The organism is Nocardioides marmorisolisilvae (genome assembly GCF_031656915.1).
GTDB classification, from domain to species: Bacteria; Actinomycetota; Actinomycetes; order Propionibacteriales; family Nocardioidaceae; genus Marmoricola; species Marmoricola terrisoli.
Window position 1 is genome coordinate 4,163,601 of record NZ_CP134227.1, and the last position, 26,689, is coordinate 4,190,289.

At 71.6% G+C, this 26,689-nt stretch carries 27 protein-coding genes; 18 read left to right on the plus strand and 9 right to left on the minus strand.

Translation table 11 applies throughout. The features are described from left to right. The first annotated feature begins 65 nt into the window (after positions 1-65). The 3 genes from Q9R13_RS19880 (at position 66) to Q9R13_RS19890 (ending at position 2,371) form a co-directional block, all read left to right on the plus strand. Positions 66-1,349 carry a hypothetical protein gene (locus tag Q9R13_RS19880; RefSeq protein ID WP_310962911.1) on the plus strand — a complete coding sequence of 428 codons (1,284 nt, stop codon included), beginning with the start codon at positions 66-68 and terminating at the stop codon, positions 1,347-1,349. After that, entirely contained in the window at positions 1,346-2,092 is a 747-nt protein-coding gene (gene dapB / locus Q9R13_RS19885) for a 4-hydroxy-tetrahydrodipicolinate reductase (RefSeq protein ID WP_310962912.1), read from the plus strand. Before Q9R13_RS19880 ends, dapB begins: the two co-directional genes overlap by 4 nt. 141 nt (positions 2,093-2,233) lie before the next feature. Next, on the plus strand, positions 2,234-2,371 hold the full coding sequence (locus Q9R13_RS19890) for a M4 family metallopeptidase (protein ID WP_310962913.1): 138 nt from the start codon (positions 2,234-2,236) through the stop codon (positions 2,369-2,371). A gap of 117 nt (positions 2,372-2,488) precedes the next feature. Here Q9R13_RS19890 and Q9R13_RS19895 read toward each other — a convergent pair whose 3' ends face one another. Genes Q9R13_RS19895 through Q9R13_RS19910 form a run of 4 tightly spaced genes read right to left on the minus strand, consistent with a single transcriptional unit; the run spans position 2,489 to position 4,899 of the window. Further along, positions 2,489-2,800, minus strand: a complete 312-nt coding sequence (locus Q9R13_RS19895; protein WP_310962914.1) for an AzlD domain-containing protein — start codon at positions 2,798-2,800, stop codon at positions 2,489-2,491. Continuing rightward, a complete protein-coding gene (locus Q9R13_RS19900) occupies positions 2,797-3,513 on the minus strand; it encodes an AzlC family ABC transporter permease (protein ID WP_310962915.1) in 717 nt (238 codons plus the stop codon). The genes Q9R13_RS19895 and Q9R13_RS19900 overlap by 4 nt, the downstream gene beginning before the upstream one ends. Further along, positions 3,503-4,060, minus strand: coding sequence for a GNAT family N-acetyltransferase (locus Q9R13_RS19905; protein WP_310962916.1), 558 nt, complete (start codon positions 4,058-4,060; stop codon positions 3,503-3,505). The genes Q9R13_RS19900 and Q9R13_RS19905 overlap by 11 nt, the downstream gene beginning before the upstream one ends. Further along, positions 4,057-4,899: a hypothetical protein gene (locus Q9R13_RS19910; protein WP_310962917.1), complete on the minus strand. Its 843-nt coding sequence runs from the start codon at positions 4,897-4,899 to the stop codon at positions 4,057-4,059. Before Q9R13_RS19910 ends, Q9R13_RS19905 begins: the two co-directional genes overlap by 4 nt. A gap of 47 nt (positions 4,900-4,946) precedes the next feature. Between Q9R13_RS19910 and Q9R13_RS19915 the strand changes: the two genes are divergently transcribed. Continuing rightward, positions 4,947-5,762, plus strand: coding sequence for a thymidylate synthase (locus tag Q9R13_RS19915; protein ID WP_310962918.1), 816 nt, complete (start codon positions 4,947-4,949; stop codon positions 5,760-5,762). Continuing rightward, positions 5,759-6,280 carry a dihydrofolate reductase gene (locus Q9R13_RS19920; protein WP_310962919.1) on the plus strand — a complete coding sequence of 174 codons (522 nt, stop codon included), beginning with the start codon at positions 5,759-5,761 and terminating at the stop codon, positions 6,278-6,280. Before Q9R13_RS19915 ends, Q9R13_RS19920 begins: the two co-directional genes overlap by 4 nt. Here Q9R13_RS19920 and Q9R13_RS19925 read toward each other — a convergent pair. Beyond that, complete coding sequence (locus Q9R13_RS19925) at positions 6,272-7,165, minus strand: LLM class flavin-dependent oxidoreductase (protein WP_310962920.1); 894 nt, start codon at positions 7,163-7,165, stop codon at positions 6,272-6,274. The two genes, Q9R13_RS19920 and Q9R13_RS19925, sit on opposite strands and share 9 nt — an antisense overlap. Positions 7,166-7,197: 32 nt before the next feature. On the opposite strand from Q9R13_RS19925, the gene Q9R13_RS19930 reads away from it, so the two are divergent. The 6 genes from Q9R13_RS19930 (at position 7,198) to Q9R13_RS19955 (ending at position 12,605) form a co-directional block, all read left to right on the plus strand. Then, a complete protein-coding gene (locus Q9R13_RS19930; protein ID WP_310962921.1) occupies positions 7,198-8,124 on the plus strand; it encodes an LLM class F420-dependent oxidoreductase in 927 nt (308 codons plus the stop codon). Continuing rightward, on the plus strand, positions 8,117-8,617 hold the full coding sequence (locus Q9R13_RS19935) for a gluconokinase (protein WP_310962922.1): 501 nt from the start codon (positions 8,117-8,119) through the stop codon (positions 8,615-8,617). Before Q9R13_RS19930 ends, Q9R13_RS19935 begins: the two co-directional genes overlap by 8 nt. A 159-nt stretch (positions 8,618-8,776) precedes the next feature. Next, positions 8,777-9,670, plus strand: a complete 894-nt coding sequence (gene dapA / locus Q9R13_RS19940) for a 4-hydroxy-tetrahydrodipicolinate synthase (RefSeq protein WP_310962923.1) — start codon at positions 8,777-8,779, stop codon at positions 9,668-9,670. After that, positions 9,667-11,358 (plus strand): ribonuclease J, encoded by a 1,692-nt coding sequence (locus tag Q9R13_RS19945; RefSeq protein WP_310962924.1) that lies wholly within the window; start codon positions 9,667-9,669, stop codon positions 11,356-11,358. Before dapA ends, Q9R13_RS19945 begins: the two co-directional genes overlap by 4 nt. Positions 11,359-11,360: 2 nt before the next feature. Then, positions 11,361-12,056 carry a hypothetical protein gene (locus Q9R13_RS19950; protein ID WP_310962925.1) on the plus strand — a complete coding sequence of 232 codons (696 nt, stop codon included), beginning with the start codon at positions 11,361-11,363 and terminating at the stop codon, positions 12,054-12,056. Positions 12,057-12,092: 36 nt separating this feature from the next. Beyond that, positions 12,093-12,605 carry a mycothiol transferase gene (locus Q9R13_RS19955; protein ID WP_310962926.1) on the plus strand — a complete coding sequence of 171 codons (513 nt, stop codon included), beginning with the start codon at positions 12,093-12,095 and terminating at the stop codon, positions 12,603-12,605. Positions 12,606-12,630: 25 nt separating this feature from the next. Here Q9R13_RS19955 and Q9R13_RS19960 read toward each other — a convergent pair whose 3' ends face one another. Then, positions 12,631-13,458: a hypothetical protein gene (locus Q9R13_RS19960; protein ID WP_310962927.1), complete on the minus strand. Its 828-nt coding sequence runs from the start codon at positions 13,456-13,458 to the stop codon at positions 12,631-12,633. Between the two features lie 153 nt (positions 13,459-13,611). On the opposite strand from Q9R13_RS19960, the gene Q9R13_RS19965 reads away from it, so the two are divergent. The 4 genes from Q9R13_RS19965 (at position 13,612) to pgsA (ending at position 19,978) form a co-directional block, all read left to right on the plus strand. Continuing rightward, entirely contained in the window at positions 13,612-16,179 is a 2,568-nt protein-coding gene (locus Q9R13_RS19965) for a DNA translocase FtsK (protein ID WP_310962928.1), read from the plus strand. Then, on the plus strand, positions 16,179-17,771 hold the full coding sequence (locus Q9R13_RS19970; RefSeq protein ID WP_310962929.1) for a RodZ domain-containing protein: 1,593 nt from the start codon (positions 16,179-16,181) through the stop codon (positions 17,769-17,771). The genes Q9R13_RS19965 and Q9R13_RS19970 overlap by 1 nt, the downstream gene beginning before the upstream one ends. A 102-nt stretch (positions 17,772-17,873) precedes the next feature. Next, positions 17,874-19,361: a MiaB/RimO family radical SAM methylthiotransferase gene (locus tag Q9R13_RS19975; protein WP_310962930.1), complete on the plus strand. Its 1,488-nt coding sequence runs from the start codon at positions 17,874-17,876 to the stop codon at positions 19,359-19,361. Then, positions 19,358-19,978 (plus strand): CDP-diacylglycerol--glycerol-3-phosphate 3-phosphatidyltransferase, encoded by a 621-nt coding sequence (gene pgsA, locus Q9R13_RS19980; protein WP_310962931.1) that lies wholly within the window; start codon positions 19,358-19,360, stop codon positions 19,976-19,978. The genes Q9R13_RS19975 and pgsA overlap by 4 nt, the downstream gene beginning before the upstream one ends. Here pgsA and Q9R13_RS19985 read toward each other — a convergent pair. Next, entirely contained in the window at positions 19,929-21,728 is a 1,800-nt protein-coding gene (locus Q9R13_RS19985) for a glycoside hydrolase family 15 protein (RefSeq protein WP_310962932.1), read from the minus strand. The two genes, pgsA and Q9R13_RS19985, sit on opposite strands and share 50 nt — an antisense overlap. A 24-nt stretch (positions 21,729-21,752) precedes the next feature. Here Q9R13_RS19985 and Q9R13_RS19990 point away from each other — a divergent pair, with 24 nt between their 5' ends. Together Q9R13_RS19990 and Q9R13_RS19995 are read left to right on the plus strand one after the other, a co-directional pair. Beyond that, a complete protein-coding gene (locus Q9R13_RS19990; protein WP_310962934.1) occupies positions 21,753-22,205 on the plus strand; it encodes a CinA family protein in 453 nt (150 codons plus the stop codon). Further along, positions 22,192-23,109 carry a hypothetical protein gene (locus Q9R13_RS19995; protein ID WP_310962935.1) on the plus strand — a complete coding sequence of 306 codons (918 nt, stop codon included), beginning with the start codon at positions 22,192-22,194 and terminating at the stop codon, positions 23,107-23,109. Before Q9R13_RS19990 ends, Q9R13_RS19995 begins: the two co-directional genes overlap by 14 nt. A gap of 6 nt (positions 23,110-23,115) precedes the next feature. Here Q9R13_RS19995 and Q9R13_RS20000 read toward each other — a convergent pair whose 3' ends face one another. Next, a complete protein-coding gene (locus Q9R13_RS20000) occupies positions 23,116-24,108 on the minus strand; it encodes a matrixin family metalloprotease (RefSeq protein ID WP_310962936.1) in 993 nt (330 codons plus the stop codon). Positions 24,109-24,145: 37 nt separating this feature from the next. Next, complete coding sequence (gene glpK, locus Q9R13_RS20005; protein WP_310962937.1) at positions 24,146-25,669, minus strand: glycerol kinase GlpK; 1,524 nt, start codon at positions 25,667-25,669, stop codon at positions 24,146-24,148. 50 nt (positions 25,670-25,719) lie between these two features. On the opposite strand from glpK, the gene Q9R13_RS20010 reads away from it, so the two are divergent. Further along, positions 25,720-26,688, plus strand: a complete 969-nt coding sequence (locus Q9R13_RS20010; RefSeq protein WP_310962938.1) for a TIGR03557 family F420-dependent LLM class oxidoreductase — start codon at positions 25,720-25,722, stop codon at positions 26,686-26,688. Position 26,689: the final 1 nt, after the last annotated feature.

A 26,689-nucleotide genomic window follows, 5' to 3' on the forward strand; every position in this document is an offset into this window, starting at 1 on the left:
GAGCACCTCCTGGCGGGCGTCCGTTGCAGGCTAGCTCGCAGTCGCCCTGCGGTAGGGTGCGCGGATTGGCACTCGCCGCGTGCCCGCGGCGTCGAGAGGCAGGGGACGGCAGGTACGTGGCGGCGAACGAGTTGACGTTGCCCGCCGACGGGCTACTGCTGCACATCGGGCCGATCAAGTCGGGGACCACCGCGATCCAGCATGCACTCGCCGAGGCACGCCCGACGCTGGCCGAGCACGGCGTGTGCTATCCCGGCAGACAGTGGCGACAGATGCGGTCCGGGCTCGCGGTGCTCGGCCGCCGTTATCGGGGCCTCCCTGAGCCGTCCATGGAGGACTGGGACGAGCTCGTCCGAGAGGTCCACGAGGCCCGCGGCCAGCGGGTGTGCATCAGCACCGAGGACATGGGCAGCGCCAGCGCGGCGCAGGCGCGCAGGATCGTCGAGGACCTCGGTGCAGACCGCGTCCACGTCGTGGTGACGGCGCGCCGCCTCGACCGCCTGCTGCCCTCGGACTGGCAGCAGCGGGTCAAGCACAGGGAGCTGCTCCCGTATGGCGAATGGCTCTCGATCGTGCTCGGTTCGGACGTCGAGCACCCGGAGCACCGTCGATTCTGGCGGCACCATGACCTCACCCGCACCTACGAGAAGTGGGCTCCGTCGATCGACGGCCGGTTCACCGTCATCGCCTCTGACGACTCCGACCGCCGCGTGCTGCATCGCACCTTCGAGCAGATGCTCGACCTACCGTCGGGCATGCTCCAGTCGACGTCGGCCAACCTCTCGCTGGGCGCGAGCGGAGTGGAGCTCGTCCGCCGGGTCAATGCGATCGCGGCGGAGCAGGACTGGACCGACCGCGACCATCGGCTGCTCATCTACCGAGGGATGGTGGGTCGTCTCCAGGAGCTCCGTACCGTCGAGGATCCTTCCATCCCCGCCCTGCCCGCTTGGGCGATCGACCGTGCCAACGAGCTGGCGATCCAGCGCGAGGAGTTCTTCGCGGCTCACGACGTGCGGGTGGTGGGAGATCTGGAGAGGCTGCGCGTGCCTCGCGCGGATGCTCCCCGAGACGTCGACGCGATGCCCGAGGTCATCCGGCTCGAGTACGCGGCAGCTGCGGTGGACGGTGTCCACGCCGGGGCGATGATGCGCCTCGCAGAGGAGGAGCGACGACACCGGCGGGAGATCCGCGCCCTGGAGCGCGCGCACCGTCAGGAGCTGCGCCGGGTGAGGACTATGCACCGACGCCGCGTGCGTGACCTCGAGCGTCGGCTCCGTGAGGCCGCACCGTCCGCGGTTGGGCCGGTGAGGCGGGTGCTCGCCCGCGTGCGCGGTACCGTGCCGTCGTGACTCTCAAGGTGGGCGTGCTCGGCGCGCTCGGCAAGGTCGGGCGCGAGGTCTGCGCAGCGGTCGACGAGGCTGAGGACATGGAGCTGGTCGCGCGCATCGACGCCGGTGACGACCTCACCCAGCTCGGTGACGCCGGGGCGCACGCCGTCGTCGACTTCACCCATCCCGACGTAGTGATGGAGAACCTCTCCCACTGCATCGAGCACGGCATCGACGCCGTCGTGGGGACCACCGGGTTTGACGAAGCACGCCTAGCCGCGCTGCGCGACCAGCTCGGAGGCTCGCCCCGTTCTGGCGTGCTGGTGGCGCCGAACTTCTCCATCGGCGCGATCCTGATGATGCGCTTCGCGGCCGATGCCGCCCGGTTCTACGAGTCCGTCGAGGTCGTCGAGCTGCACCACCCGGACAAGGCCGACGCGCCCTCCGGCACCGCTCGTCGGACGGCGCAGCTGATCGCAGCGGCCCGGCGGGAGGCCGGGCTCGGCCCGACTCCCGACGCGACCACCACGGCACTGGACGGTGCTCGCGGCGCCGACGTCGATGGTGTGCGAGTGCACGGGCTGCGGATCCGCGGCCTGGTTGCGCACCAGGAGGTGATCCTGGGAGCGCCCGGGGAGACCCTGACCATCCGGCACGACTCCCTGGACCGGGTGTCGTTCATGCCCGGCGTGCTGCTCGGCCTGCGCCAGATCGGGGAACGCCCGGGCCTGACCGTCGGACTCGAGGAGTTCCTCGACCTCTGACCGGCGACAGCTGCCAGCCAGGGCCGCGCAAGAACTTGCAGGTCTCTGCAACGCAGGAATGCGCACACCCGACCTGCTCGCACCCGATGCGTGAGGACGGCAGGATTCTCGGTGAACCACCACCACACTCTCGGGAGAGGCATGCGCAGGCACACCTCGAACACCGACTACGCAGGAGCGCGTACGGCGACCCTGCAGGCCGCCGCTGATCTCTACCGCTCGGGCAGTCCCGAGCAGTCGGCCGTCGCCAGGGCCTGGAGCGCGGTGGACGTGTCTTGACCCCACAGGGCTAGACCGTGGCCACCGATAGTGGCGCGGTCGTGGGGCCAACCGGGCGAGGGCCCCGTGCTGGGCACACGGGTCCCTCGCCCTCATTCTGTCGGGGAGGCCGCCGGGTCAGAGGAGGCGGATGACCGCCGCGGTGGCCGCGGCGACCACCACGACGACCAGGAAGGGCGCGCGCAGCAGCAGCGCGACGACCGCCACCGCGAGCCCGGCCAGTCGGGCGTCGAGGGTGAGGTGCTGGCCGTGGCTGCCGGGCGACGCCAGCACCTGCACCCCGATGAGTGCCGCGAGCAGCGCCACCGGGAGCAGGTCGGCGACTCGCTCCACGACCGGGCGCTGGAGGACCCTGGGCGGCACCGACAGGCCGGCCAGCTTCAGCAGGTAGCAGCCCACCGCGCACCCGATCACCGCGACCCAGATCACAGGTCCTCCCGGGTAGGGATCTCGGTCGGGTCCGCTGGGCCCGGCGGCAGCCCGATCGCCACCGCGACGACCGCCGCCGCCAGCACCGGAACGCCCGGCGGCGTGATCGGCACCAGGGCCAGCGCAACGGCCACACCGAGCACCGCGGTCAGCAGGTTGCGCCGGTTGCGCAGGCGTGGCCAGAGCAGGGCCAGGAACGCGCCGCCGACGGCGGAGTCGAGGCCGTAGCGACGCGGGTCCCCGAGCTGGTCGCCGGCGACGGCCCCGAGCAGCGTGGCGAGGTTCCAGAGCGCGAAGATCCCCACCCCCGTGGTCCAGAAGCCCACCCGCGCCGCATCCGGGGTAGGACGGTTGATGCTCATCGCGGTCGACTCGTCGATCACCACGTGCGCGCCGAGGATCCGTCGTACGCCGCGCAGGCCGAGCAGCGGAGCCAGCCGGAGACCGTAGAGCATGTTCCGGCTGCCGAGCAGCAGCCCGGTGAGCGCTCCGGACAGGGGCGCGCCGCCGGAGCCGATCACCCCGACCATCGCGTACTGCGATGCGCCGGTGAACACCAGCAGCGACAGGGCGCAGGTCTGCCAGACGTCCAGGCCGGAGGCGACCGAGATGGCGCCGAAGGAGACGCCGTAGGCACCGGTCGCGACCGCTACCGCGAGGCCCTGGCGGACGATGTCGGGATGCCCACCGGGGACGGTCGTCTCAGTCGGCACCGGGTGCACCGAGGTCGGTGTGCAGCCGGACCTGGTTGACGGTGACGGTGCCGTCGCCGTGCAGGTCGAGGGTGCGGTGCGCGCCGTCGGGCGCCCAGCCGGCGCTGGTCAGGAACGTGCGCAGGGCGTCGTCGGTGGACGCCAGCCAGGTCACCGCGTGCACGAAGCGGTCGGCACGCAAGGTGTCGACGCAGGCCTGCATCAACCGGGAACCGTGGCCCTGCCCGCGCTTGTGCGGATCGATGGTCAGGTCGGTGATCTCACCGTCGGCGACCGCATCGCAGTCGGGGTCGGTCGCCGGCCCGGTCATCGCGAACCCGGTGACCAGGTTGCGCTCCAGGGCGACCAGGACCCGGTTCCGCGCATCCGGCGGCGCGGTCAGGGAGTGGGCCCACCCCTGGGCGAGCTCGTCGGGCTGCATCGTGTCGAGGAGTCCGGGTGGGAAGAGCTCGGCGTACGACTCGCGCCAGGCGCGGACCTGCACCGCGGCGATCGCAGCCGCGTCGTCGGCCCAGGCCACCCGGCAGGAGACGTCGGCGCTGGTCATTGGTCCACCCTCTCAGGTGTCAGGTCCTCGAGTGGAGGGGCCACCACAGACACCGCCACGGTGCCGGTCATGCTCAGCGCGAGACCCAGCACGACGATCCATCCCCAGCCCGCCCGGATCCCGTCGTGGAAGAGTGCCACGCCGATGACGGCGGGCAGCGTGGTCTGGGTCAGGATCATCGGAGCGGTGGATGCGTTCACGACTCCGCGCTGCAGCGCCAGGGAGTAGAGAACGAAGCCCAGGATGCCGAAGATGCTGATCGCGCCCAGGACGGCGATCGTCTGCCAGCGCAGGTACGGCGCCACCAGTACCCGGGCTCCGATCGGGACGCCCGCGTACGCCGTACCACCGAGCGTGCCCAGCACTGCGCTGCCGACCGTCCCGGAGAGCTTGCGAGCCAGCACGCCCAGCACCGCGATCGCCACCCCGCCGGCGTACATCGCGGGCAGCAGCCCGTGGTCCGCGCGGTGGCCGCCGACGCCGCCCGCGCCCAGCGCGAGCAGGCCGAGTCCGATGCAGACCACGGACAGCGCGGTCCACTCCGGAGCCGAGGGCCACTCGTGCAGGTACCACGCCGATGCGAGGGCGGTGAAGATCAGCGAGCCGGCGACCGCCGCCTGGGCGAGGTAGAGGGGCAGTTGCTGGATCGATACGTACTGGGCCAGGGCCCCGAGGCCGTAGAGCCCGGCGACGACGTACATCAACCGGTCCGCGAGCCCGGCCCTGAGCATGCGCAGCCAGGGTCCCTCCGGAAGCCTGCGGGACGCGTGCGCCTGCAGCGCAGCAGGCGCGCCGTAGAGGAGAGCCGCGACGATCGCGGCGGCCAGGCCGAGGGACACGCTCGATCCTCTCATCGGCGGTCGCGCGGCGCCCGTAGGATCGACCTGTGCGCGCCTACCTCGACCTCGTCCAGCGGATCCTCGACGACGGTGTGGTCAAGTCGGATCGCACCGGCACCGGGACGCGGTCGGTGTTCGGCCACCAGATGCGCTTCGACCTGGGTGCCGGCTTTCCCCTGGTCACCACCAAGAAGGTGCACACCCGGTCGGTCTTCGGCGAGCTGCTCTGGTTCCTGCGTGGCGACACCAACGTGAAGTGGCTCCACGATCGGGGCATCACGATCTGGGACGAGTGGGCCGACGCTGACGGCGACCTCGGGCCGATCTACGGCTACCAGTGGCGCTCGTGGCCCACCCCGGACGGGCGGCACGTCGACCAGCTCGCGCAGATCATCGAGGGCCTGCGGAGCAATCCCGACTCGCGCCGGCACATCGTCTCGGCGTGGAACGTCGCCGACATCCCCGACATGGCCCTGGCGCCGTGCCACACGATGTTCCAGTTCTACGTCGCGCCCGCGCCGGGGCCTGGCGAGCGCCCCCGGCTGTCCTGCCAGCTCTACCAGCGCTCCGCCGACGTGTTCCTCGGCGTGCCGTTCAACATCGCGTCCTACGCGCTGCTCACCCACATGGTCGCGCAGGTGACCGGCCTCGACGTCGGCGACTTCGTGCACACCCTGGGTGACGCCCACCTCTACCTGAACCACCTCGACCAGGCCCGACTGCAGCTCACCCGCGAGCCGCGGCCGCTGCCGACCCTGGTGCTGGAACCGTCGGTCACCGAGCTCGATGCCTTCGACCTCGAGCACATCGAGCTCGAGGGCTACGACCCGCACCCGGGGATCAAGGCGCCGATCGCGGTATGACCCGGACGAGCGGCCCGGCGGGTGGCCGTCGCGTGATCCTCGTGGCCGCGGTCGCCGACAACGGTGTGATCGGCGCAGCGGGCGCCATCCCGTGGCACCTGTCCGCGGACTTCGCGCATTTCAAGGAGGTCACTCGTGGGCACACGCTGGTGATGGGGCGGGCCACCTTCGACTCCATCGGCCGGCCGCTGCCGGGGCGCCCCAACATCGTGGTCACCCGCAACCCCGCCTGGACCGCGTCCGGCGTCCAGGTCGCCGGCTCCCTCGCCGGCGCCCTCCAGCAGGCCGCGGCGTACGACGGCGACGTGGCGGTCATCGGCGGTGCCGGGGTCTACGCCGAGGCCCTCCCGCTCGCCGACCTCCAGGTGCTCACCGAGGTGCACCTTTCCCCGGTCGGGGACACGCACTATCCGGCGTTCGACCGGGCGCAGTGGCGTGAGGTCCGGCGCGAGCCCGGTCCGGACGGCCCGGTCGGCTACGAGTGGGTGTGGCTCGAGCGGGTGCGCGACTTAGCCTGACGCCCTCTCCACTGCGATCTGCTCGAACACCCGAGGGTCGGCGGCGAAGATCGAGTCCGCGACCGGCCAGTGCAGCACCAGCTCGGTGAAGCCCAGCTCGGCGTGCGCACCGGCGAAGTCGTCGAAGGCCGCGAGCGAGGCCAGCGGCCCCTGCTGCTCGGGGGTGAAGCCGGCCAGCAGGATCCGGTCGAGCTCGGCGGGATCGCGGCCCGCGGCGGTGCAGGCCTCGTCGAGCCGGCCCAGCTGTCCGCGTAGCGCGGCCAGGGACTGCGCCGGCGTCCCGTTCGTGGTGACGGAGTCGTCTCCGGTGGTGACCCAGGCCTGCCCGTACCGCGCCGCGAGCGCGAGTCCGCGTGGTCCGGTGGCCGCGACGGCGAAGGGCAGTCGGGGCTGCTGGACGCAGCCGGGGAGGTTGCGTACCTCGTCGGCCGCGTAGAACTCTCCGCGCTGCGTCACACCCTCGGGCTCGCGGAGCAGCCGGTCGAGCATCGTGACGAACTCCTCGAACCGGCGGGTGCGCTCGCTGCGCGACCAGGCCTGCTGCCCCATGGCGGTGGCGTCGTACCCGGTTCCGCCAGCGCCGATGCCGAGGGTGACCCGACCGCCGGAGACGTCGTCGAGGCCGACCAGGTCCTTGGCCAGCGTGACCGGGTGCCGGAAGTTCGGCGAGGTCACCATGGTGCCGAGCCGGATCCGCTCGGTGACCGCTGCTGCCGCGGTCAGGGTCGGCACGGCACCCCACCACGGTCGGTCTCGGAAGCTGCGCCAGGACAGGTGGTCGTAGGTGTAGGCGGCGTGGAAGCCGAGCTGCTCGGCTCGGTGCCATGTAGCGCGGCCGCCTCCGTGCCAGCGATCGTGGGCGATGATGACGGTGCTCAGTCGCATGCGCTGACACTACGGCCGCTACGTTGGCTCTCATGGATCTGCGCGTGTTCACCGAGCCGCAACAGGGCGCGACGTACGACGACCTGCTCGCGGTCGCGCTGCACGCCGAGAGGCTCGGCTTCGGGGCATTCTTCCGCTCCGACCACTACCTGGGCATGGGCACCGAGGGCCTGCCCGGGCCCACAGACGCGTGGATGACGCTGGCCGGACTGGCCCGGGACACCACGAGCATCCGGCTCGGCACGCTGATGACCTCGGCCACCTTCCGGCTGCCCGGTCCACTGGCGATCCAGGTGGCGCAGGTCGACGCGATGAGCGGAGGGCGGGTAGAGCTGGGCATCGGAGCGGGCTGGTTCGAGGCCGAGCACACCGCGTATGGCATCGGGTTCCCCGGGACCTCGGAGCGCTTCGACCGGCTGGCCGAGCAGCTCGAGGTGATCACCGGGCTGTGGCGGACACCGGCGGGGGAGCGGTTCGGCCATCCGGGTCCGCACTACCCGATCTCCGACTCCCCGGCGCTGCCCAAGCCGGTGCAGCAGCCCCATCCGCCGGTGATCATCGGCGGCGTGGGCAGGCGCCGTACACCGGTGCTGGCCGCCCGGTTCGCCGCCGAGTTCAACCTTCCCTTCGTCTCGAGGGACACGACCGCCGCCCAGTTCGCGCGCGTACGCCGCGCCTGCGAGGACATCGGTCGCGACCCGGACTCGGTGGTCTGGTCCAACGCGCTCGTGCTGTGCTGCGGGTCCGACGAGGCCGAGATCGCGCGACGGGCGGCAGCGATCGGTCGAGAGGTCGACGAGCTCCGCGAGAACGGCCTCGCCGGGACCCCTGCCGAGGTCGTCGAGCGGATCGGTGAGTTCGCGCGGCTCGGCACCGAGCGGATCTACCTGCAGACCCTGGACCTGAGCGACCTCGACCACCTCGCCCTGGTGGCGGCCGAGGTGATGCCGCATGTCTGATCGAGCGGGCCGGCGCATCGTGGTCGCCGGCGTGTCGGGGTCGGGCAAGTCGACGGTGGGCAGCGAGCTGGCGGACGCGCTCGGCGTGGCGTTCCGCGACGGAGACGACTTCCACAGCAAAGCCAACGTGGACAAGATGACCGCCGGCATCGCACTCACCGACGACGACCGTCGGCCCTGGCTGCGCAGCATCGGCCGCTGGCTGCACGACCACGAGGGGGTGGTGGCCTGCTCGGCCCTGAGGCGGTCCTACCGCGACCTGGTCCGGGAGGCCTGTCCGGACGCATGGACGGCGCAGCTGACCGGGGACCGCGATCTGATCGCCGAGCGGCAGGCGGCCCGGCACGGCCACTTCATGCCGTCCTCGCTGATGGACTCCCAGTGGGCCACCTTCGAGCCGCTCGGACCCGACGAGGCGGGCATCGTCGTCGACGTCGGACCCGAGGTGCCGGTGCTGGTCGATCGGATCCTCGAGGCGCTCGAGGTGGAGTGATCGCCTCTGCGTGGTTGGTCGCGCACTGCTGGGGCCCGGTGCGGAATCGCAGATTCCGTGGCCGTTCCGTCACGCGCCGGCGTGGCCCGCGGGGCGCCGGGCCGCGTCGACGCGCCGTCGATGGGCCCTCGGCGGCCCGGGGCCACTAACCTAGGCGGCATGAGTCTTCCCGCGGCGCCCTTCGGGCGCATGCTCACCGCGATGGTGACCCCGTTCCGCGAGGACGGGTCGGTCGACCTCGACGCGGTGGCGGCCGTGGCCACCCACCTCGTCGATCACGGCCATGACGGCATCGTCGTCTCCGGGACCACCGGCGAGTCGCCGACCACGTCGATCGGCGAGGATGGCGAGATCGTGGCCGCGACGAAGGCGGCGGTGGGCGACCGGGCGACGGTCGTGGCCGGCGTGGGAACCAACAGCACGAACCACTCGGTCGAGCTTGCCGAGCAGGCGGCCAAGGCAGGGGCGGACGGTGTCCTGCTGGTCACGCCGTACTACAGCAAGCCCTCCCCGGCAGGCGTCCTGGCCCACTTCCGCGCTGTGGTCGAGGCGGGTGGCCTACCCACCATGCTGTACGACGTCCCGGCGCGCACCGGGACCACGATCGCGATGCCTGTCTTCGAGGCCCTGGCCGATCACGACCTCGTGGTCGCGGTCAAGGATGCGACCGGGCTCTTCGCCCGGGCGGCCGTTCTGACGGGGCTCGGCTACGCCGTCTACTCCGGTGATGACGCCAACACGCTCGGCTACCTGGCGCACGGCGGGTGCGGCCTGGTCAGCGTGGTCGGCCACGTCGCCGGTCCGCAGCTGGCCGCGATGATGGACGCCTTCGGCGCCGGCGACCACGCCGGCGCACTGACGGCCTACCGGGGTCTGACCCCAGCGTTCGACGCGGTGATGGGGGTGCCGAACTACGGCGCGACGACCGCCAAGGCCGCCCTGCAGCTCGCCGGCGTCCTGGACAACCGCAGAGTCCGACCACCGTTGATGGAGCTCGACGACCACGAGCTCGCTGCGTTGCGCGGCGGCCTGACGGCGGCGGGTCTGCTGTGAGCCATCCCCACTTCGAGCTCAGCCCTCCGCCCGAGCTCCCCGCTGGCGGCTTGAGGGTGGTCGCCCTGGGCGGCCTCGGCGAGGTCGGCCGCAACATGACGGTCTTCGAGTACGACGGCCGGCTCCTCGTCGTGGACTGCGGCGTGCTGTTCCCCGAGGAGAACCATCCAGGGGTCGACCTGATCCTGCCCGACTTCGACGCCATCCGCGGCAGGCTCGACCTCATCGACGCACTGGTGCTGACCCACGGCCACGAGGACCACATCGGTGCGGTGCCCTACCTGCTGCGCGAGCGCTCCGACATCCCGCTGGTCGGTTCCCAGCTCACCTTGGCGCTGGTCGGCTCCAAGCTGCGCGAGCACCGCATCAAGGACACCAGCCAGCACATCGTCACCGAGGGCGACCGGATCAGCTTCGGGCCGTGGGACCTGGAGTTCGTCGCGGTCAACCACTCCATCCCCGATGCGCTCGCGGTCGCGATCCGCACCGGCGCGGGGACAGTCCTGCACACCGGCGACTTCAAGATGGACCAGCTACCCCTGGACCGACGGATCACCGACCTGCGGGCGTTCGCCAGGTTGGGGGAGGAGGGCGTGGACCTCTTCCTCACGGACTCGACCAATGCGGAGGTCCCGGGCTTCACCACCTCCGAGCGCAACATCGCACCGGTTCTGGACCGGGTGTTCCACCAGAGCAAGCAGCGGATCATCGTGGCCTGCTTCGCCTCGCACGTGCACCGGGTGCAGCAGGTGATGGACGCCGCCGCGCGCCACGGCCGCAAGGTCGCCTACGTGGGCCGCTCCATGGTGCGCAACATGGCGATCGCGCGTGACCTCGGCTACCTCGACGTGCCACCGGACCTGCTGGTGGACGCCAAGGCGCTGGCCGACGTGCCGCCGGACCGCGTGGTGCTGATCTCGACCGGCTCCCAGGGCGAGCCCCTCTCCGCGTTGTCGCGGATCGCACAGCGCAACCACAGCTTCGTGCAGATCGAACCGGGCGACACCGTCGTCCTCGCCTCGTCGTTGATCCCCGGCAACGAGAACGCCGTCTACCGGGTCATCAACGGGCTGATCCGCTGCGGCGCGGAAGTGGTGCACAAGGGCAACGCCCTGGTGCACGTCTCGGGACACGCCAGCGCCGGTGAGCTCCTCTACTGCTACAACATCGTCAAGCCCCGCAACGTGATGCCGGTGCACGGCGAGACCCGGCACATGCACGCGAACGCCGACCTGGCCCGCGCCACCGGCGTACCGGCCGAGAACGTCGTGGTGGCCGAGGACGGCGTCGTCGTGGACCTGGTCGACGGCCGGGCCCGGATCAGCGGCAAGGTCGAGTGCGGCTACGTGTTCGTCGACGGAAGCTCCATCGGGGACATCACCGAGTCCTCGCTCAAGGACCGTCGGATCCTCGGCGAGGAGGGGTTCATCTCGGTGATCGTCGTCCTGGACTCCCAGACCGGCAAGGTGCTCAGCGGACCCGAGATCCACGCCCGTGGCTTCGCCGAGAACGACACCACCTTCGACGGCATCAGGCAGCCGATCATGGATGCGATCGACAAGGCGGTCAGCGAGGGTGTCGACGACACCTACCAGCTCCAGCAGACCATCCGGCGGGTCGTCGGTCGGTGGGTGTCCAACACGCATCGCCGCCGACCGATGATCATCCCGGTCGTGCTGGAGGCCTGAGTATGGCGTCCGATGCCCCTGCGGACCCTCCCCCAGCGGTCACCGAGGCCGAGTACATCTCCTACGAGTCGTGGGGCGGTGCGTTCTTCCGCGCGGCGGTGACCGCTGACCGGGTGCTGAGCGGTGTCTCAGCACTGTCCGGGCAGCCGATCGCGCTGGGCCCGATGGGCGTCGGGCCCGGCCGGCTGGCCAGGATCACCGCGCACGGCGGCATCGGGAGCGCGACGATCAGCAGGGTCGACGACGAGCTGCTCAGCTATCGCGTCATCGTGCCGGTGACCCTCGACTTCGAGGTCGACCTCCAGGTCGAGACGCATCGCTTCCACGCAGAGCTCGAGGTCCCGCTGGTCCTGACTGCGCGCGCGCTGACCGGGGTGCGCATCTTCATCGACGTCCTCCCGCCTCGCGCCTCGGACGTCCAGGCGACCGTGCGAGCCGAGGGGCTCCGTGCGTCCATCGTGCAGCGGATCGCCAACGTGGAGGGTGAGCTGAGGCGGTTCGTCGCGAAGTACGTCGCGCGCGAGGTCGAGAAGCCCGAGATCGTCCGCGCGCGAACGGTCGACGTCGCCGCCTCGATCGACAAGACCTGGGCCTCGATAGCGCCGACGAGCGGATCGCGGGTCAGTGCGGACCTGAGTGAGGCGCTCGAGGCCGACATCCGGGAGAACGAGGACCGGTTCCTCGACGGGGCCGAGTAGCCGTCAACGCTTGGCCGGCGGTGGCATCGTGAGCCCATGGACGTCAACGAGCTCCTGACCGATGAGCTGGACCGGGTCCGCACGCAGGTGCCCCAGATCGTGGAGGGCCTCGACGACGACGCGCTCTGCTGGCGCCCCGGTCCCGAAGGGAACACCATCGCCTGGCTGGTGTGGCACCTGACCCGGATCCAGGACGACCACCTCGCCGCGGTGGCCGGCCTCGAGCAGGCCTGGACGGCCGCCGGCTGGTATGAGCGCTTCGATCTGCCCTTCCCGGCCGAGGACCACGGGTTCGGGCACTCCGCCGAGCAGGTCGGGCAGGTCCGCGTCGGCAGCAGGCTGCTGGCCGGCTACCACGGCGCAGTCGCGGACCGGTACGCCGGCTTCGTCGGCGGACTCACCGCCAGCGACCTCGACGAGGTGGTGGACACCCGTTGGGACCCGCCGGTCACGCTCGGGGTGCGGCTGGCCAGCGTGGTGGGGGAGGTCCACGCCCACGCCGGCCAAGCCGCGTTCGTGCGCGGGCTCTGGGAGCGCCGCACGCGTTGAGCGGTGGCCCGGAGGACCGCCGGAGTCAGCGTCCCCGGAACCGGTCCCACTCACTGCCGCTGTCCACGCCCGGCTGGCCCTCGGCAGCGGGCGCGGTGCCGGCCGTCGTCTCGGCATGCGACGGCGTGTCGGCGACACCCGTGCGCTGCGGAGGGACCGCAGCATGGCTGCCCTCGACGGGCGTGGCGGCCGTCCCAGTGGCGGGCCCAGTGGCTGTCCCAGTGGCTGGCCCGGTAGCCGGTGCTGCGGTCCCGGCGGCGGGCGTCGCGGTGGTCCCCGCCGTCGTCGTACCGACGGGTGCGCCCGCAGTGGTGCCGACGACGGGGGCGCCCGCTGCGGCCACCGGCAGCACGTCACGGTGCCCGATCACGCTGAGTCGGCCCAGGGCGGCGGCCGAGAGGAACACGATGACGGTGCCCAGCCCGACGAAGTAGCCGATCTGCTCGGCGACCGCGCCGACGGTCGTCGCGCTCGCCGGCACGCCTGCGGCGGGCAGCCCGTTGTTCCAAAGCCGGCTGATGTCCTGGCCGATCACGAACCAGGCACCGCCCGCGGCGGCGAGCCAGGCGCCCAGCGAGCCGACGGCGCGATGCGCGCTGCCGAGCAGCCACAGCCCGCCGATGATGGTCGCGATCGCCGGCAGGATCTCCAGCCAGAACCGGCCCCAGGTGAAGTCCCAGGCGTTGGCCGGGGTGAAGGAATAGCCGAACACGGGGCCGAGGAACGGCACCAGGCCGCCCCAGATCCCCAGAATGATCAGCAGGAACCCACTGGTGGCCCCTCGGGAACGGGGTATCTGCATCCGCTCGCGCATGGTGAGACCGTGAGTCGTACGAGTGGTCGTGGTTGTCATGAGGCTCATCTCCTCCTGAATCGCCGTGACCCTGCGTGGGTACCCAGTTCCGACGGGCGTATACCCGCCGACGGCTGACGCCTGTTCGCAGCGTGGCTCGACACGCACCTGTGGTGCATGTGGCTGGTGTGACTTTTCGCGTAAGTTGTGACCATGGCGACCCGTACGTCTTCCCCGCCGGCGTCGCGCGGCAAGAGCAGCTCCCGCAGCAAGCCTGGCGGGCGCGGCTCGAACTCGCGGTCCCGGTCGTCCAGGAGCGGCAAGCGCACGCCTGCGCAGAAGTCGGCACGGAAGTCGTCCGGGGCCTCGGCTCGTCGTACGGCGCCCCGCGCGGTACGCAACGGGCCCGGACCGGTTTCGCGCGGCTTCGGAGTGCTGGGACACGGGGTCGCCCGGGCCTGGCTGGGGGTCGCCGGTGGAGTCGGCAGCGGCGTGCGTCGCGTCGGTCAGGGCGCGCGCGAGCTCGAGCCCGAGCACCGTCGGGACGGTGCCGCGCTGCTGATGCTCGCGCTCGCCGTCGTGGTGGCGGCGTCGGTGTGGTGGCAGCTGCCCGGCTCGGTGTTCGCGGCCACCCGTGCGGTCGTGGCCGGCTCGGTCGGGCTGCTCGCCTGGCTGGTGCCGCTGCTGCTCTGCTTCGTCGCGTGGCGCAACATGCGCAACCCCGAGGTCAACGGTCCTGTGGGCCGTCAGGTGATCGGCTGGGCGGCGTTCCTCTTCGGCGTGCTCGGGATCATCCACATCGCCAACGGCTCCCCGGCCCCCAAGGACGGCGACGCGTCCGACCTGCAGCAGGCGGGCGGAGCGCTCGGTTTCGTGGTCTCCAAGCTGCTCACCGATCTGCTCCACACGGCGTACGTCGTGGTGCCGATCCTGGTGCTGCTCGCCTTCTTCGGGCTGCTCGTGATCACCGCGACGCCGCTCTACCAGGTGCCCACCAGGCTCCGTGAGGGCCGCGACCGACTGCTCGGTCGCCAGATCGCCGCAGAGGAGCCGGAGCAGGAATCTCGGGCGCGACGGCGTCGTCCCGCCATCGGCGACGAGGTCGACCCTGAGATGGGGGATCCTGCCTACGACACCCCCGTGTTGGAGGACCGCGAGGTCAGGAAGCATGGCCGCAGGAAGGCGGTGGCCGAGGTCGATCCCGACGAGGAGCAGACCGTCAAGGTCGGCGTCGTCGGTGCGGACGGGCAGCTCGAACCGCCTCCGCACACGCCGTTGCCGGCCCGCGTCGAGCAGCTCTCGTTGTCCGGAGACGTCGCCTACGCGCTGCCCGACAGCCAGGTGCTCAAGCCGGGCAGCCCGCACAAGGCACGCTCCAAGGCCTCCGATGACGTGGTCGAACGACTCACCCAGGTCCTCGACGAGTTCGGCATCGACGCCCAGGTGACCGGCTACATGCGCGGGCCGACGGTGACCCGCTACGAGGTCGAGCTGGGCCCGGCGGTCAAGGTCGAGAAGGTCACCGCGCTCAGCAAGAACATCGCGTACGCCGTGGCCAGCGCCGACGTCCGCATCCTCAGCCCGATCCCGGGGAAGTCGGCGATCGGCATCGAGATCCCCAACCGGGACAAGGAGATCGTGTCCCTGGGCGACGTGCTCCGCTCGGGCGCCGCGCGCAACGACCACCACCCGATGGTGGTCGGCCTCGGCAAGGACGTCGAGGGTGGCTTCGTGGTGGCGAACCTGGCCAAGATGCCCCACCTGCTGGTCGCCGGCGCGACCGGTTCCGGCAAGTCCAGCTTCATCAACTCGATGATCACCTCGGTGCTGATGCGTTCCACGCCCGACGAGGTGCGGATGATCCTGGTCGACCCCAAGCGGGTCGAGCTGAACGCCTACGAGGGCATCCCGCACCTGATCACGCCGATCATCACCAACCCCAAGAAGGCCGCCGAGGCGTTGAGCTGGGTGGTGCGCGAGATGGACCTGCGCTACGACGACCTGGCGAACTTCGGCTTCCGGCACATCGACGACTTCAACAAGGCGGTCCGCGGCGGCAAGGTGCAGGTGCCGGCCGGATCCGAGCGCGTCCTCGCGCCGTACCCCTATCTGCTCGTGGTGGTCGACGAGCTCGCCGACCTGATGATGGTGGCGCCCCGCGACGTCGAGGACTCGGTCGTGCGGATCACGCAGCTCGCCCGGGCGGCGGGAATCCACCTCGTGCTGGCGACCCAGCGGCCCAGCGTCGACGTGGTGACGGGCCTGATCAAGGCGAACGTGCCGTCGCGACTGGCGTTCGCGACCAGCTCGCTCGCCGACAGCCGGGTGATTCTCGACCAGCCGGGCGCGGAGAAGCTGGTCGGCCAGGGCGACGGGCTGTTCCTGCCGATGGGCGCCAACAAGCCCGCGCGGATCCAGGGCAGCTGGGTCACCGAGGCCGAGATCCACCAGGTCGTCAAGCTGTGCACCGAGCAGCTCCAGCCGACCTACGTCGAGGACGTGACCGCGCCGCAGGCGTCCAAGCGTGAGCTCGACGACGACATCGGCGACGACCTCGACCTGGTGGTCCAGGCGGTGGAGCTGGTCGTCTCGACCCAGTTCGGGTCCACCTCGATGCTGCAGCGCAAGCTGCGGGTCGGTTTCGCGAAGGCGGGGCGCCTGATGGACATCCTGGAGAGTCGCGGCGTGGTCGGACCCAGCGAGGGCTCCAAGGCGCGTGACGTGCTGGTCAAGCCCGACGATCTCGATGACGTGATCGCAAGCCTGCAGGGGGAACAGTGATGACACCGGGCGAGACGGATACGACCCAGGCACCCTTCGAGGTCCGCCGGAACACCTTGCTGAGCGCGGTTCTTGGCATCGGGGCGGCAGCGATGGCGATCGCCTACCTGCAGCGGGCGGGGTCGGGCGGTAGCACGCTCGACTGGCTGATCTGCCTGGTGATGGCCGCGATCGCCGTGGTCCAGCTGGTCGCCCTTGTCGACGCACGCACCCCGCTGCTGGTCGCCGACGACCAAGGGGTGCGGATCCGCTTGGGCGGCGAGTGGCTCGGACTGCCCTGGGGCACGGTCGAGCAGGTTGTCGTGGAGGAGCGGGACACACCGGTCCGCGATGGTCGCCTCGTCGTCGTACCCCGCAACCTCGGCAACGCGCTGGAGGCGCTGCTGCCGTCCTCGCGGCGCGCCGCCGCCTGGCAGCGGCGCCTGCACGGGGCTCCGCTGACCGTGCCGCTGTCCATCGGGACCCGTTCCAGCGGGGACTCGGCTGCCGCCGAGCTGCGCGCCCTGGCCGGTGGCCGGGCGGATGTGGTGTCCCTTCGGGGTCGGGAGCGTGCCCACCTCGACGAGCAGCGCATCGAGGGCCCGGATCGATCCGCCCTCACTGACACCGACCAGCGGGCTGCGGAACTGTCGGAGCAGTCCGACCCGGTGCTGCTCGCCGGGCCTGAGATCGAGCCGGCGCCCGCGCAGGTGACTGCGCCGGCACCGCCTCGCATCGCCGACCCTGTCGCCGCGGTCCGTGCGGCGCGGAAGGTGATGCGGGCGGACGTGGTCCGCGACGACCGTCCCCGGATCGCCACGCCGGTACGCGTCGAGCCTGCCGACGTCACCTCGCGTGGCGCGGTCGTCTTCGACGACTTCGCGCCGGCAGCTCGGCCCGACCCCCTGATCGGACCGGTGCTGGCGCAGGCGCGCGATCGGGCGGGACTCACGGTCGACGAGCTGAGCGAGCGCACCAGGATCCGTCCGCACGTCCTCGAGGCGATGGAGGTGGACGACTTCGCTCCCTGCGGCGGCGACTTCTATGCCCGCGGCCACCTGCGCACTCTTGCCCGCTACCTGGGACTCGACGTCGACCCGCTGATGGCCACGTATGACGAGCACTACTCCCACGGGCCGATCAACGCCCGTCGGGTGTTCGAGGCGGAGCTGGCCACCGGGATGGGCGGCGGCATGCGGGCCACCGTCGGCGGACCGCGCTGGAGCCTGTTGGTCGGCGCCGTGCTCTGCCTGGTGATGATCTGGGGCGTGGCTCGGTTCTTCACCGAGCAGCCCCCCGAGATCACCGCGCCCAACGCGGGCGACTCGGCCGGGCTGGCATCGAACCAGACCCCGATCACGTCGCCGCTGACCACCATCCGCCAGGTCGAGGTGAAGGCGATCGGAGCCCGCAGCCGGGTGGTGATCGTGGACCGACACGGCAAGGCCCTGTGGCGTGGCGTGCTGCACCGAGGGCAGTCGCACGGGGTCGCCGGTGTCGGCCCCTTCCAGGTGCATGCCAGCAACGGCGCGGCGACGCGGATCCGGCTGGGCCACACCTGGCGTGGGCAGGTCGGCATGCTGCCCCAGCCCGCGGTCCGCGAGATCGGCTGAGTCGCACACACCCCGGATGGCGGCTGCGCGCGGCCGCAGTCCGCCGTGGCACCGTGCCGGTTCGCCGGATCGGGTCTCCGACCGTCATACTCGATGACGGCCATGACGACCTCCGCTGACACCGCCCCGCCCTCCACCGCCACCACCGTCGCGCTGGTGACGCTCGGCTGCGCCCGCAACGACGTGGACTCCGAGGAGCTGGCCGGCCGGCTCGAAGCGGGTGGGTTCCGCCTCGTCGAGGATCCCGCCGAGGCCGAGGCGGTGGTGGTGAACACGTGCGGCTTCGTCGAGGCCGCCAAGAAGGACTCGGTGGACACCCTGCTCGCGGCGGCCGATCTCAAGGACGGTGGCAGCACCCGCGCTGTGGTCGCGGTCGGCTGCCTGGCCGAGCGGTACGGCGTCGAGCTCGCGGACTCGCTCCCGGAGGCCGATGCGGTGCTCGGGTTCGACGACTATCCCGACATCGACGTCCGGCTCCGCTCGATCCTCGCGGGCGAGAGCCTGCACCCGCACACTCCACAGGACCGCCGCAGGCTGCTGCCGATCAGCCCCGCCGACCGAGTCGGCACCGACGTGGTCGTCCCCGGTCACCAGAGCACCCACGAGCACACGTCCGCAGGAACCGACGCCATCGGCGTGGGTGGGCCGGCGACCGGCCCCCGCACGCTGCGACGACGTCTGGACACCGGGCCGACCGCAGCCTTGAAGCTCGCGTCCGGCTGTGACCGGCGATGTACCTTCTGCGCGATCCCCTCGTTCAGAGGGTCCTTCCTGTCGAGGCGGCCCTCGGACGTGCTGGCCGAGGCCCGCTGGCTCGCCGAGCAGGGCGCCCGGGAGCTGTTCCTGGTCAGCGAGAACTCCACGTCCTACGGCAAGGACCTCGGCGACCTGCGACTGCTGGAGACGCTGCTGCCCGAGTTGGTGGCCGTGGACGGTGTCGAGCGGGTCCGCGTCTCCTACCTGCAGCCCGCCGAGACCCGTCCGGGCCTCGTGCAGGCCATCGCGGGCACGCCCGGCGTGGCGGACTACTTCGATCTGTCCTTCCAGCACGCCTCGGCACCCGTGCTGCGTCGGATGCGGCGGTTCGGCGATCCCGACTCCTTCCTCGACCTGCTGGCCAGGGCGCGACAGGTGAGCTCGGGCGCCGGCGCCCGCTCGAACTTCATCGTCGGCTTCCCGGGTGAGAGCGAGGACGACTTCGCCATCCTCTGCGACTTCCTGGCCGAGGCGCGCCTCGACGCGATCGGGGTGTTCGGCTACTCCGACGAGGACGGCACCGAGGCGGCGTCGTACGACGACAAGCTGGACGCCGACGAGATCGCGGAGCGGGTCGAGCATCTCGCCTCGCTGGCCGAGGAACTGACCGCACAGCGGGCGCGTGAGCGCGTCGGGGAGGCGGTCCGGGTGCTGGTCGAGAGCGTGGCCGACGGGGCCGTCGAGGGGCGCGCCGCCTGCCAGGGACCCGAGGTCGACGGTTCGACGCTGCTGCAGGACGCACCCGCCGGGACCCGCGTCGGTGACATGATCGACGCACTCGTCGTCGACACCGAGGGCGTGGACCTGATCGCCCGACCGGGAGGAGCGTCGTGAGCGACGGCGACCAGGCCCTCCCCGCAGTGAGCAACTGGAACGTCCCCAACGCCTTGACGACCTTCCGGATCCTGATGGTCCCGGTGTTCGGCTGGGCGCTCCTGCACGACGGCGGCCACGACAACGCCTGGCGTTGGCTCGCCTACGGCCTGTTCGCGCTGGCGATGGTCACCGACAAGATCGACGGCGACCTCGCGCGCAAGCACAACCTGGTCACCGACTTCGGCAAGATCGCCGACCCCATCGCCGACAAGGCGATCACCGGGATGGCCTTCATCGGGCTGTCGGTGATCGGCGAGCTCTGGTGGTGGGTCACGGTCGTGGTGCTGGTCCGCGAGTGGACGGTCACCCTCGCGCGCCTCTCGATCGCCCGCCGGGTGGTGATGGCGGCGAGTCGGAGCGGCAAGGCCAAGACGATGGCCCAGGGCATCGCGCTCGGCGGATTCGTCGGGCCCTTCCGGCACCTCTCCGGCGCCTGGGACATCCCCGGCGACGTGGTGTGGTGGCTGGCCGCGGTCCTGATGGCCCTCGCGTTCGTGCTCACCCTCACGTCAGGTGCGGAGTTCGTCAGCGACGTCGTACGGCACCGTCGGAGGCCGACGCCGCCGTCAGCGTGACCGCCGCCTGCACCAGGGCGAGGTGGGAGAACGCCTGCGGGAAGTTCCCGACCATCCGGTGTCCGACCGGGTCGTACTCCTCGCTGAGCAGGCCCACGTCGTTGGTCAGCCCGACCAGACGCTCCATGAGCTCTTCTGCGTCGCCGAGCCGTCCGGCCAGGGCGTACGCCGACACGAGCCAGAACGAGCACGCCAGGAACGGGTGCTCGGCGCCTCCCAGACCGTCCACGCCCGACTGGGTCCGGTAGCGCAGCAGCAGGCCCTCGTGCATCAGGTCCTGCTCGACGGCGGCAATGGTGCCCAGCATCCGGGGATCGTCGCCGTCGATGAAGCCGACCAGTGGGAGCACCAGCAAAGAGGCGTCCACCTCGGTGGTGTCGTAGTGCTGGGTGAAGGTGTTGCGCTCCTTGTCGAAGCCGTGCTCGAGCACCTCCTCGCGGACCCGGTCGCGCAGGTCCCGCCATTTGTCCACGGGACCGTCGAGGCCACCGGTCTCGACGGCGCGCACGGCCCGGTCGAAGGCGGCCCACACCATCACCCGACTGTGGGTGAAGTGGCGCAACGGGCCGCGGATCTCCCACAGGCCGTTGTCCGGCTGCTCCCAGCCGCGGGACATGCCGTCGATCAGCACCCGCTGGATCGCCCAGCTGTGTCGCGAGTCGGGGAGGCCGTGGTTGCGGGCGTCGTGCAGCGCGCACATCACCTCGCCGAGGACGTCGGTCTGGCGCTGGTTCACCGCTCCGTTGCCCACCCTGACCGGCTTGGAGCCGGCATATCCCGGCAGCTCGTCGATCTCGTACTCGGGCAGTCGACGGCTGCCATCGAGGGTGTACATGATCTGCAGGTCGCCCGGATCGCCGGCGACGGCTCTCAGCAGCCAGCCCCGCCACAGGTTCGCCTCGTCGGATCGACCGCAGGCCAGCAGGGCCTGCAGCGTCAGGGAGGCGTCCCGCAGCCAGCAGTAGCGGTAGTCCCAGTTGCGCTCGCCGCCGAAGTCCTCGGGCAGGCTGGTGGTGGCCGCGGCCACGATGCCCCCGGTCACGGTGTCGGTCAGGTTGCGCAGCGTCACCAGCGAGCGGACCACGGCGTCGCGGTGGCGGCCGTCGTACTGGATCGCGTCGGCCCAGGCCTGCTCGGTCTCGAGGGTGCTCTGGATCCGGGGGTCGTAGTCGAGCGGCTCCTCGAGATGGCGGTGCGAGGGGATCCAGACTGTGGCGAAGGTGAGCACCTGGCCGGCCTCGACGTCGAACCGGTCGCGGTGCCGACCGTCGTCTGCCCGCGGCAGCCGGTCGCCGCGCAGGACCAGCTTGTCGGGTCCGGCGGTCGCGACGATGAGCTCCTCCTTGCCGCTGTGTGCACGGTGCACCCACGGCCGGATCCGGCCGTAGTCCGTGCGGACCCGCCACTCGTGCTCCATCGTCACCGAGCCCTCGAGTCCGGTGATCCGACGGATGATGTCGGAGCGTTCGTCACCGGCCGGCATCAGGTCGACGACGCGGACCTTGCCGGTGTCCGTGGTGTACGTCGTCTCCAGGACGGTGGTGTCCCCGACGTAGCGCCGGCTGACATCGGCGTGCCCGACGGGCCCGATCAGCCATCGCCCGTTCCTCTCGTCGCCAAGCAGGGCGGCGAAGCACGCCGGCGAGTCGAAGTGGGGAATGCAGAGCCAGTCGATGGATCCGTCCTTGCCGACCAGGGCCGCGGTGTTCCCGTCCCCGATGACTGCGTAGTCCTCAATCGGTTGTGCCATGCCCTGACGTTAGCCTCTGCTGACATGGAGCAGATCGCGGCGGCGCTGCACACGGCGTTGCGGGGCCGCGGAGAGACGGTGGCGTGCGCCGAGTCGCTGACCGGCGGTGAGCTGGCTGCCCTGCTCACCGCTGCGCCGGGCGCGTCGCAGACCTTCGTCGGCGGGGTGGTCAGCTACGCCACCGCGGTCAAGCGGGACCTGCTGGGGGTGCGCACCGAGCGGGTGATCACCGGTGAGTGCGCGGAGCAGATGGCCGCAGGTGTCCGCGCACTGCTCGGCACCGACTGGGCGCTGGCGACGACCGGTGTGGCCGGGCCGGAGCGCCAGGAGGGTGAACCGGTGGGCACGGTGTACGTCGGCATCGCCGGACCGGACGGAGCCCGATCCGTGCGCTTGGATCTTGACGGCGATCGCACGTCGATCCGGGCACGCACCTGTCGCAGCGCGATCGAGGAGCTGATCGGTGACCTCGGCTGACGCGCTCGTCTCCGTTGCCGACGGTCTCTATGCGCTGCCCGCAGCCGACTTCACCGCCGCCCGCGACGCCGCAGCGAAGCACGCGGAACGGGAGGGCGAGAAGGACCTCGCCCGCCGGATCAAGGCATTGCGACGACCCACCGCCGCGGCCTGGGCGGTGAACCTGCTGATCCGGCGCGAGGCCGGCCAGATCGAGCAGGTGCTCGCCCTCGGGGAGTCGCTGCGGGCCGCCGCAGCCGCGATGCAGGGCGACGAGCTGCGTGCGTTGACGCGGCAGCGGCGCCAGCTGACCACCGCGCTCGCGACGAGCGCGCGAGCTCGGGCGCGGGAGTACGGCGTCCGGTTGAGCGACCCGGTCCTCGAGCAGGTGGAGGGCGTGCTCACCGGGGCGCTGCTGGACCCCGTGGCCGCCGACGTTGTCCGCACCGGGCTGCTGGTGACCTCGTTCGGGGCGACCGGCGTCTCCGAGGTCGACGTCGACGCCGTGCTGGCTGTCCCGGAGGCGATGGGCGGGCGCGCGACGCCGGTGGCGGCACCCGAGCCGTCCGGTGCCGAGTCGGAGGACCCTCGGCACGGGCTGCGCGCCGTACCGGAGGACGATGCACTGCGGCGCGCCCGCGCCGACGACGCGGTCCGGGAGGCAGCCCAGGCCCTGGCCGGGGCGCGCGCGGAGGTCGAGGCGGCCGAGGCGGCGGTCGGCGAGCACGACGCGCGAAGGCTCCAGGTCCACGGCGAGATCGAGGAGCTGCGACGTCGGCTGGACGATCTCGAGGAGGAGGCGGACGAGGCCGAGGTCGCCCTCGAGGGTGCCCGGGAGGACCTCTCCGACGCGCGTGCCGCGCTGAGCGCGGTGGAGGAGGCACACGCCCTGGCGGTGCGACGGCGGCAGACCCTGGGGGAGTGAGGCGCCTCAGCGGGGGATGCAGCCCTGCGCGGCACCGAGCGCGTGCAGGCCGGCCAGGTCGCCCTTGCCGTACCGCGCCGCGGCACGGTTCTGCAGCATCGGGTACATGATCTGGCTCCGGGCGCTGGTGTGGCCCAGCCCGACGGCGTGCCCGAGCTCGTGCAGCAGCAGCGCACCCCAGGTCTTCCCGGCGCCGAAGCCCCGGCGCAGGGTGCTGCCGGCCTCCAACACCGCGTAGCCGCTGGTGATGTGCACGTTGTTGATCGAGCCGGACCAGCGGTCCCGGAAGCCGCCGATGCCGAGCGTGGCTCCGGCGAGCGCCGGCACGGTCCTCGCACTGGTCCACGCGACCGTGATCCCGCCGGGGTCACGGAAACCGCGCGTCGTGGGCACCCCTGACACGCTGCCCGCGTCGCGGAAGTGCAGGCCGGTGGCCTTGCCGAGGACCTTGAACGCGTGGGTGACCTGGCTGCGCGCGTGCGACGGGGCGTGGTGGAGGTTGATCCGGTAGCTGACCGTCCGGCACGGGTCGAACCGGGGGAGCGGACCGGGGGCTTGGGACAGGAACGTGTGCTGGGACGCCTTCCCCGGGGGCCGGTACGACGGCACCACGTGAAGCCGTGCGGTCGGGGTGGTGACGGCGGGACGGAGCAGCCCATCCGCCGGGGCCACGACGCGGTAGTCGACGGTGTTGTACCAGCCGGTCGGCACCGCCAACCGGTAGGAGCCGTCGCTGGCGGTCTGCCCGCTCGCAGCGCGGCGCCATCCCGACCCCGAGCGCCACTGCAGCACGACATCGCGGGACCCGGCCGGCACCTGGCCGGTCGCCTGCACCGCAGTGTTGACCGCGACGATGGAGCGGCTCAGCGCCAGCGACGGTGACACGGCCGCCGAGGCCGGGGTGGGCAGCAGCGCCTGGCCGGCGACGACGACGACCGCGGCGAGCGCGGTGGCCAGGGACGCGACACGGCGCCGGCGGCGCACGCGATAGGCAGGCATGGGGTCCTAGACGGATCGGCAGAGGGACCGATACAGGCTATGCGCCGTCGTGCCCCTCGGACAGCGGAATGGCCCAACCGGTCGAGCGCCGTACGGCGTCCTGCCAGCGACGGTGACCGTCGGCGGCCGTCGCTGCGTTGGCGCTGTCGGGCTCGAAGCGACGGTCGAGCTGCCAGGTCTCGCGGAGGTCCTCGGTCGAGTCCCACACTCCAGTGCCGAGCCCGGCCATGAAGGCGGCACCCAGCGCCGTTGTCTCGACGATGCGGGGCCGCTCGACAGGGACGCCCAGCAGGTCGGCCTGCAGCTGGCAGAGCAGGTCGTTGGCGGCCGCGCCGCCGTCCACCGCAAGCGACCTGAGGCCGGGCATCGTGTCGATGACGTCGCGGACCTCGTAGGTGATCGCCTCGAGCGTCGCGCGGACGAGGTGCGCACGGGTGGTGCCGCGGGTGATGCCGAAGATCGTGCCGCGGGCGTGCGGATCCCAGTGCGGTGCGCCGAGCCCGGTCAGCGCCGGCACGAACACCACGCCGTCGCTGGACGGGACGGTCCGGGCGATCGCCTCGGTCTCGGCGGCCGAGCCGACGATCTGCAGGCCGTCACGGAGCCACTGCACGGCCGCGCCGGTGACGAAGATCGCCCCCTCGAGTGCGTAGGTCGTGGTCCCGTCGGGGGTGCGCCAGCCAGCCGTCGACAACAGCCCCGCATCGGACCTCTGCACGGTGCTGCCGGTGTTGGTCAGGATGAACGACCCGGTGCCGTAGGTGCACTTGGACTCGCCCTCGGTGAAGCAGGTCTGCCCGAACAGCGCGGCCTGCTGATCGCCGGCGATCCCGGCGACCGGGAGCTCCAGGCCCAGGAAGCTCCGCGGATCCGTGGTGGCCAGCTCGCCCCAGCTCGGCACCACGTCGGGCAGCGCGTCGCGCGGCACCCCGAAGAGCGAGCACAGCTCCTCGGACCAGTCGCCCTGCTCGAGGTCGAACAGCAGCGTGCGCGAGGCGTTCGAGACGTCCGTGACGTGCCAGGTGCCGCGGGTCATCCGGGCCACCAGGTAGGAGTCGACGGTCCCGACGGCGTACCGCCCGGACTCCACGAGCGCCCACGTGTGCGGCTCGTTCTCGGCCAGCCAGACCAGCTTGGTGGCCGAGAAGTACGGGTCCAGCCGCAGCCCGGTCAGCGCCGCCACCCGGTCCTCGTGGCCCTCGTCCCTCAACCGGCTGCAGATCTCGGCGGTACGCCGGTCCTGCCAGACGATCGCCCGTCGCGGCGAGCCCAGCGTCTCGCGGTCCCACAGCACGATCGTCTCGCGCTGGTCGGTGATGCCGATGCCCGCGAGACCGCTCTCGTCGCCGCCCCAGGCCTTCAGGCAGGCCCGGATGCTCTCGAGCGTCGCCTGCCAGATCTCCTCGGGGGAGTGCTCCACCCAGCCGGGCTGGGGGAAGTGCTGGGCGAACTCCTGGTAGCCGCGTGCCGCGATCGTCCCCTCCGCGGTGACCACGAGCGCGGTCACCCCGGTGGTGCCGGCGTCGATGGCCAGGATGCCCTTCGTCGTGGCGTCGGTCATGGTCCGATCCTTGCAGAATCGGCTTCGTCGGGTTGGGTACCGAGCACCGCATGACGCGCTACGGATACACCCTGATGACCGAGCAGTCCGGCCCGCGCGAGCTGGTCGGCTACGCCGCCCGGGCGGAGCAGGCCGGCTTCGACTTCGAGGTGATCAGCGACCACACCTTCCCCTGGCTGGAGTCGCAGGGGCACGCGTCGTACGCCTGGAGCGTGCTCGGTGCCGTCGCCCAGGTCACCGGGCAGGTCGAGCTGATGACCTACGTGACCTGCCCGACGATGCGCTACCACCCGGTCGTGATCGCCCAGAAGGCGGCGACCGTCCAGCTGCTCAGCGGCGACCGGTTCACCCTCGGGCTCGGCGCGGGCGAGAACCTCAACGAGCACGTGCTGGGCACCGGCTGGCCCGACGTGCGCGAACGCCACGACATGCTCGCCGAGGCGGCCACCCTGATCGGGCGGCTCTTCGACGGCGGACTCGTGGACGCCGACGGGCCGCACTTCCCGGCGACCTCCGCGAGGCTGTGGGACCTGCCCGACCGTCGGGTGCCGATCGGGGTCGCGGTCTCCGGCAAGGAGTCGCTCGAGCGGTTCGCGCCGTTGGTCGACCACCTGATCGCGGTCGAGCCCGATGCGGACCTCGTCGCCGGCTGGGAGCCCGCCGGCGGCCGTGCGGAGGCCCGCCGGATCGGTCAGGTGCCGATCTGCTGGGCGCCGGATCGCGACACGGCGGTACGCCGGGCTCACGACCAGTTCCGCTGGTTCGCCGGTGGTTGGCGGGTGAACGCCGACCTGCCCACGCCCGCCGCGTTCGCGGCCGCGACCGAGTTCGTCAAGCCCGACGACGTCGCGGACTCGATCCCGTGCGGACCCGACGTCGACGCGATCGTCGAGGCGGTGCAGGCGTTCCCGCAGGCGGGCTTCACCGACGTCGCGGTCGTCCAGGTCGGTGACGAGGGCCAGACGGAGTTCCTCGACTTCGCCGAGAAGGAGCTGTTGCCGGCGCTGCGCGCCGCGTGAG

Coding starts and splice junctions, on each gene's coding strand:
- Q9R13_RS19890 (WP_310962913.1), top strand. CDS start 2,234: ATGCGCAGGCACACCTCGAACACCGACTACGCAGGAGCGCGTACGGCG.
- Q9R13_RS19905 (WP_310962916.1), bottom strand. CDS start 4,060: ATGACCAGCGCCGACGTCTCCTGCCGGGTGGCCTGGGCCGACGACGCG.
- Q9R13_RS19920 (WP_310962919.1), top strand. CDS start 5,759: ATGACCCGGACGAGCGGCCCGGCGGGTGGCCGTCGCGTGATCCTCGTG.
- Q9R13_RS19925 (WP_310962920.1), bottom strand. CDS start 7,165: ATGCGACTGAGCACCGTCATCATCGCCCACGATCGCTGGCACGGAGGC.
- Q9R13_RS19930 (WP_310962921.1), top strand. CDS start 7,198: ATGGATCTGCGCGTGTTCACCGAGCCGCAACAGGGCGCGACGTACGAC.
- Q9R13_RS19935 (WP_310962922.1), top strand. CDS start 8,117: ATGTCTGATCGAGCGGGCCGGCGCATCGTGGTCGCCGGCGTGTCGGGG.
- dapA (WP_310962923.1), top strand. CDS start 8,777: ATGAGTCTTCCCGCGGCGCCCTTCGGGCGCATGCTCACCGCGATGGTG.
- Q9R13_RS19950 (WP_310962925.1), top strand. CDS start 11,361: ATGGCGTCCGATGCCCCTGCGGACCCTCCCCCAGCGGTCACCGAGGCC.
- Q9R13_RS19955 (WP_310962926.1), top strand. CDS start 12,093: ATGGACGTCAACGAGCTCCTGACCGATGAGCTGGACCGGGTCCGCACG.
- Q9R13_RS19960 (WP_310962927.1), bottom strand. CDS start 13,458: ATGACAACCACGACCACTCGTACGACTCACGGTCTCACCATGCGCGAG.
- Q9R13_RS19965 (WP_310962928.1), top strand. CDS start 13,612: ATGGCGACCCGTACGTCTTCCCCGCCGGCGTCGCGCGGCAAGAGCAGC.
- Q9R13_RS19970 (WP_310962929.1), top strand. CDS start 16,179: ATGACACCGGGCGAGACGGATACGACCCAGGCACCCTTCGAGGTCCGC.
- Q9R13_RS19975 (WP_310962930.1), top strand. CDS start 17,874: ATGACGACCTCCGCTGACACCGCCCCGCCCTCCACCGCCACCACCGTC.
- Q9R13_RS19985 (WP_310962932.1), bottom strand. CDS start 21,728: ATGGCACAACCGATTGAGGACTACGCAGTCATCGGGGACGGGAACACC.
- Q9R13_RS19990 (WP_310962934.1), top strand. CDS start 21,753: ATGGAGCAGATCGCGGCGGCGCTGCACACGGCGTTGCGGGGCCGCGGA.
- Q9R13_RS20000 (WP_310962936.1), bottom strand. CDS start 24,108: ATGCCTGCCTATCGCGTGCGCCGCCGGCGCCGTGTCGCGTCCCTGGCC.
- glpK (WP_310962937.1), bottom strand. CDS start 25,669: ATGACCGACGCCACGACGAAGGGCATCCTGGCCATCGACGCCGGCACC.
- Q9R13_RS20010 (WP_310962938.1), top strand. CDS start 25,720: ATGACGCGCTACGGATACACCCTGATGACCGAGCAGTCCGGCCCGCGC.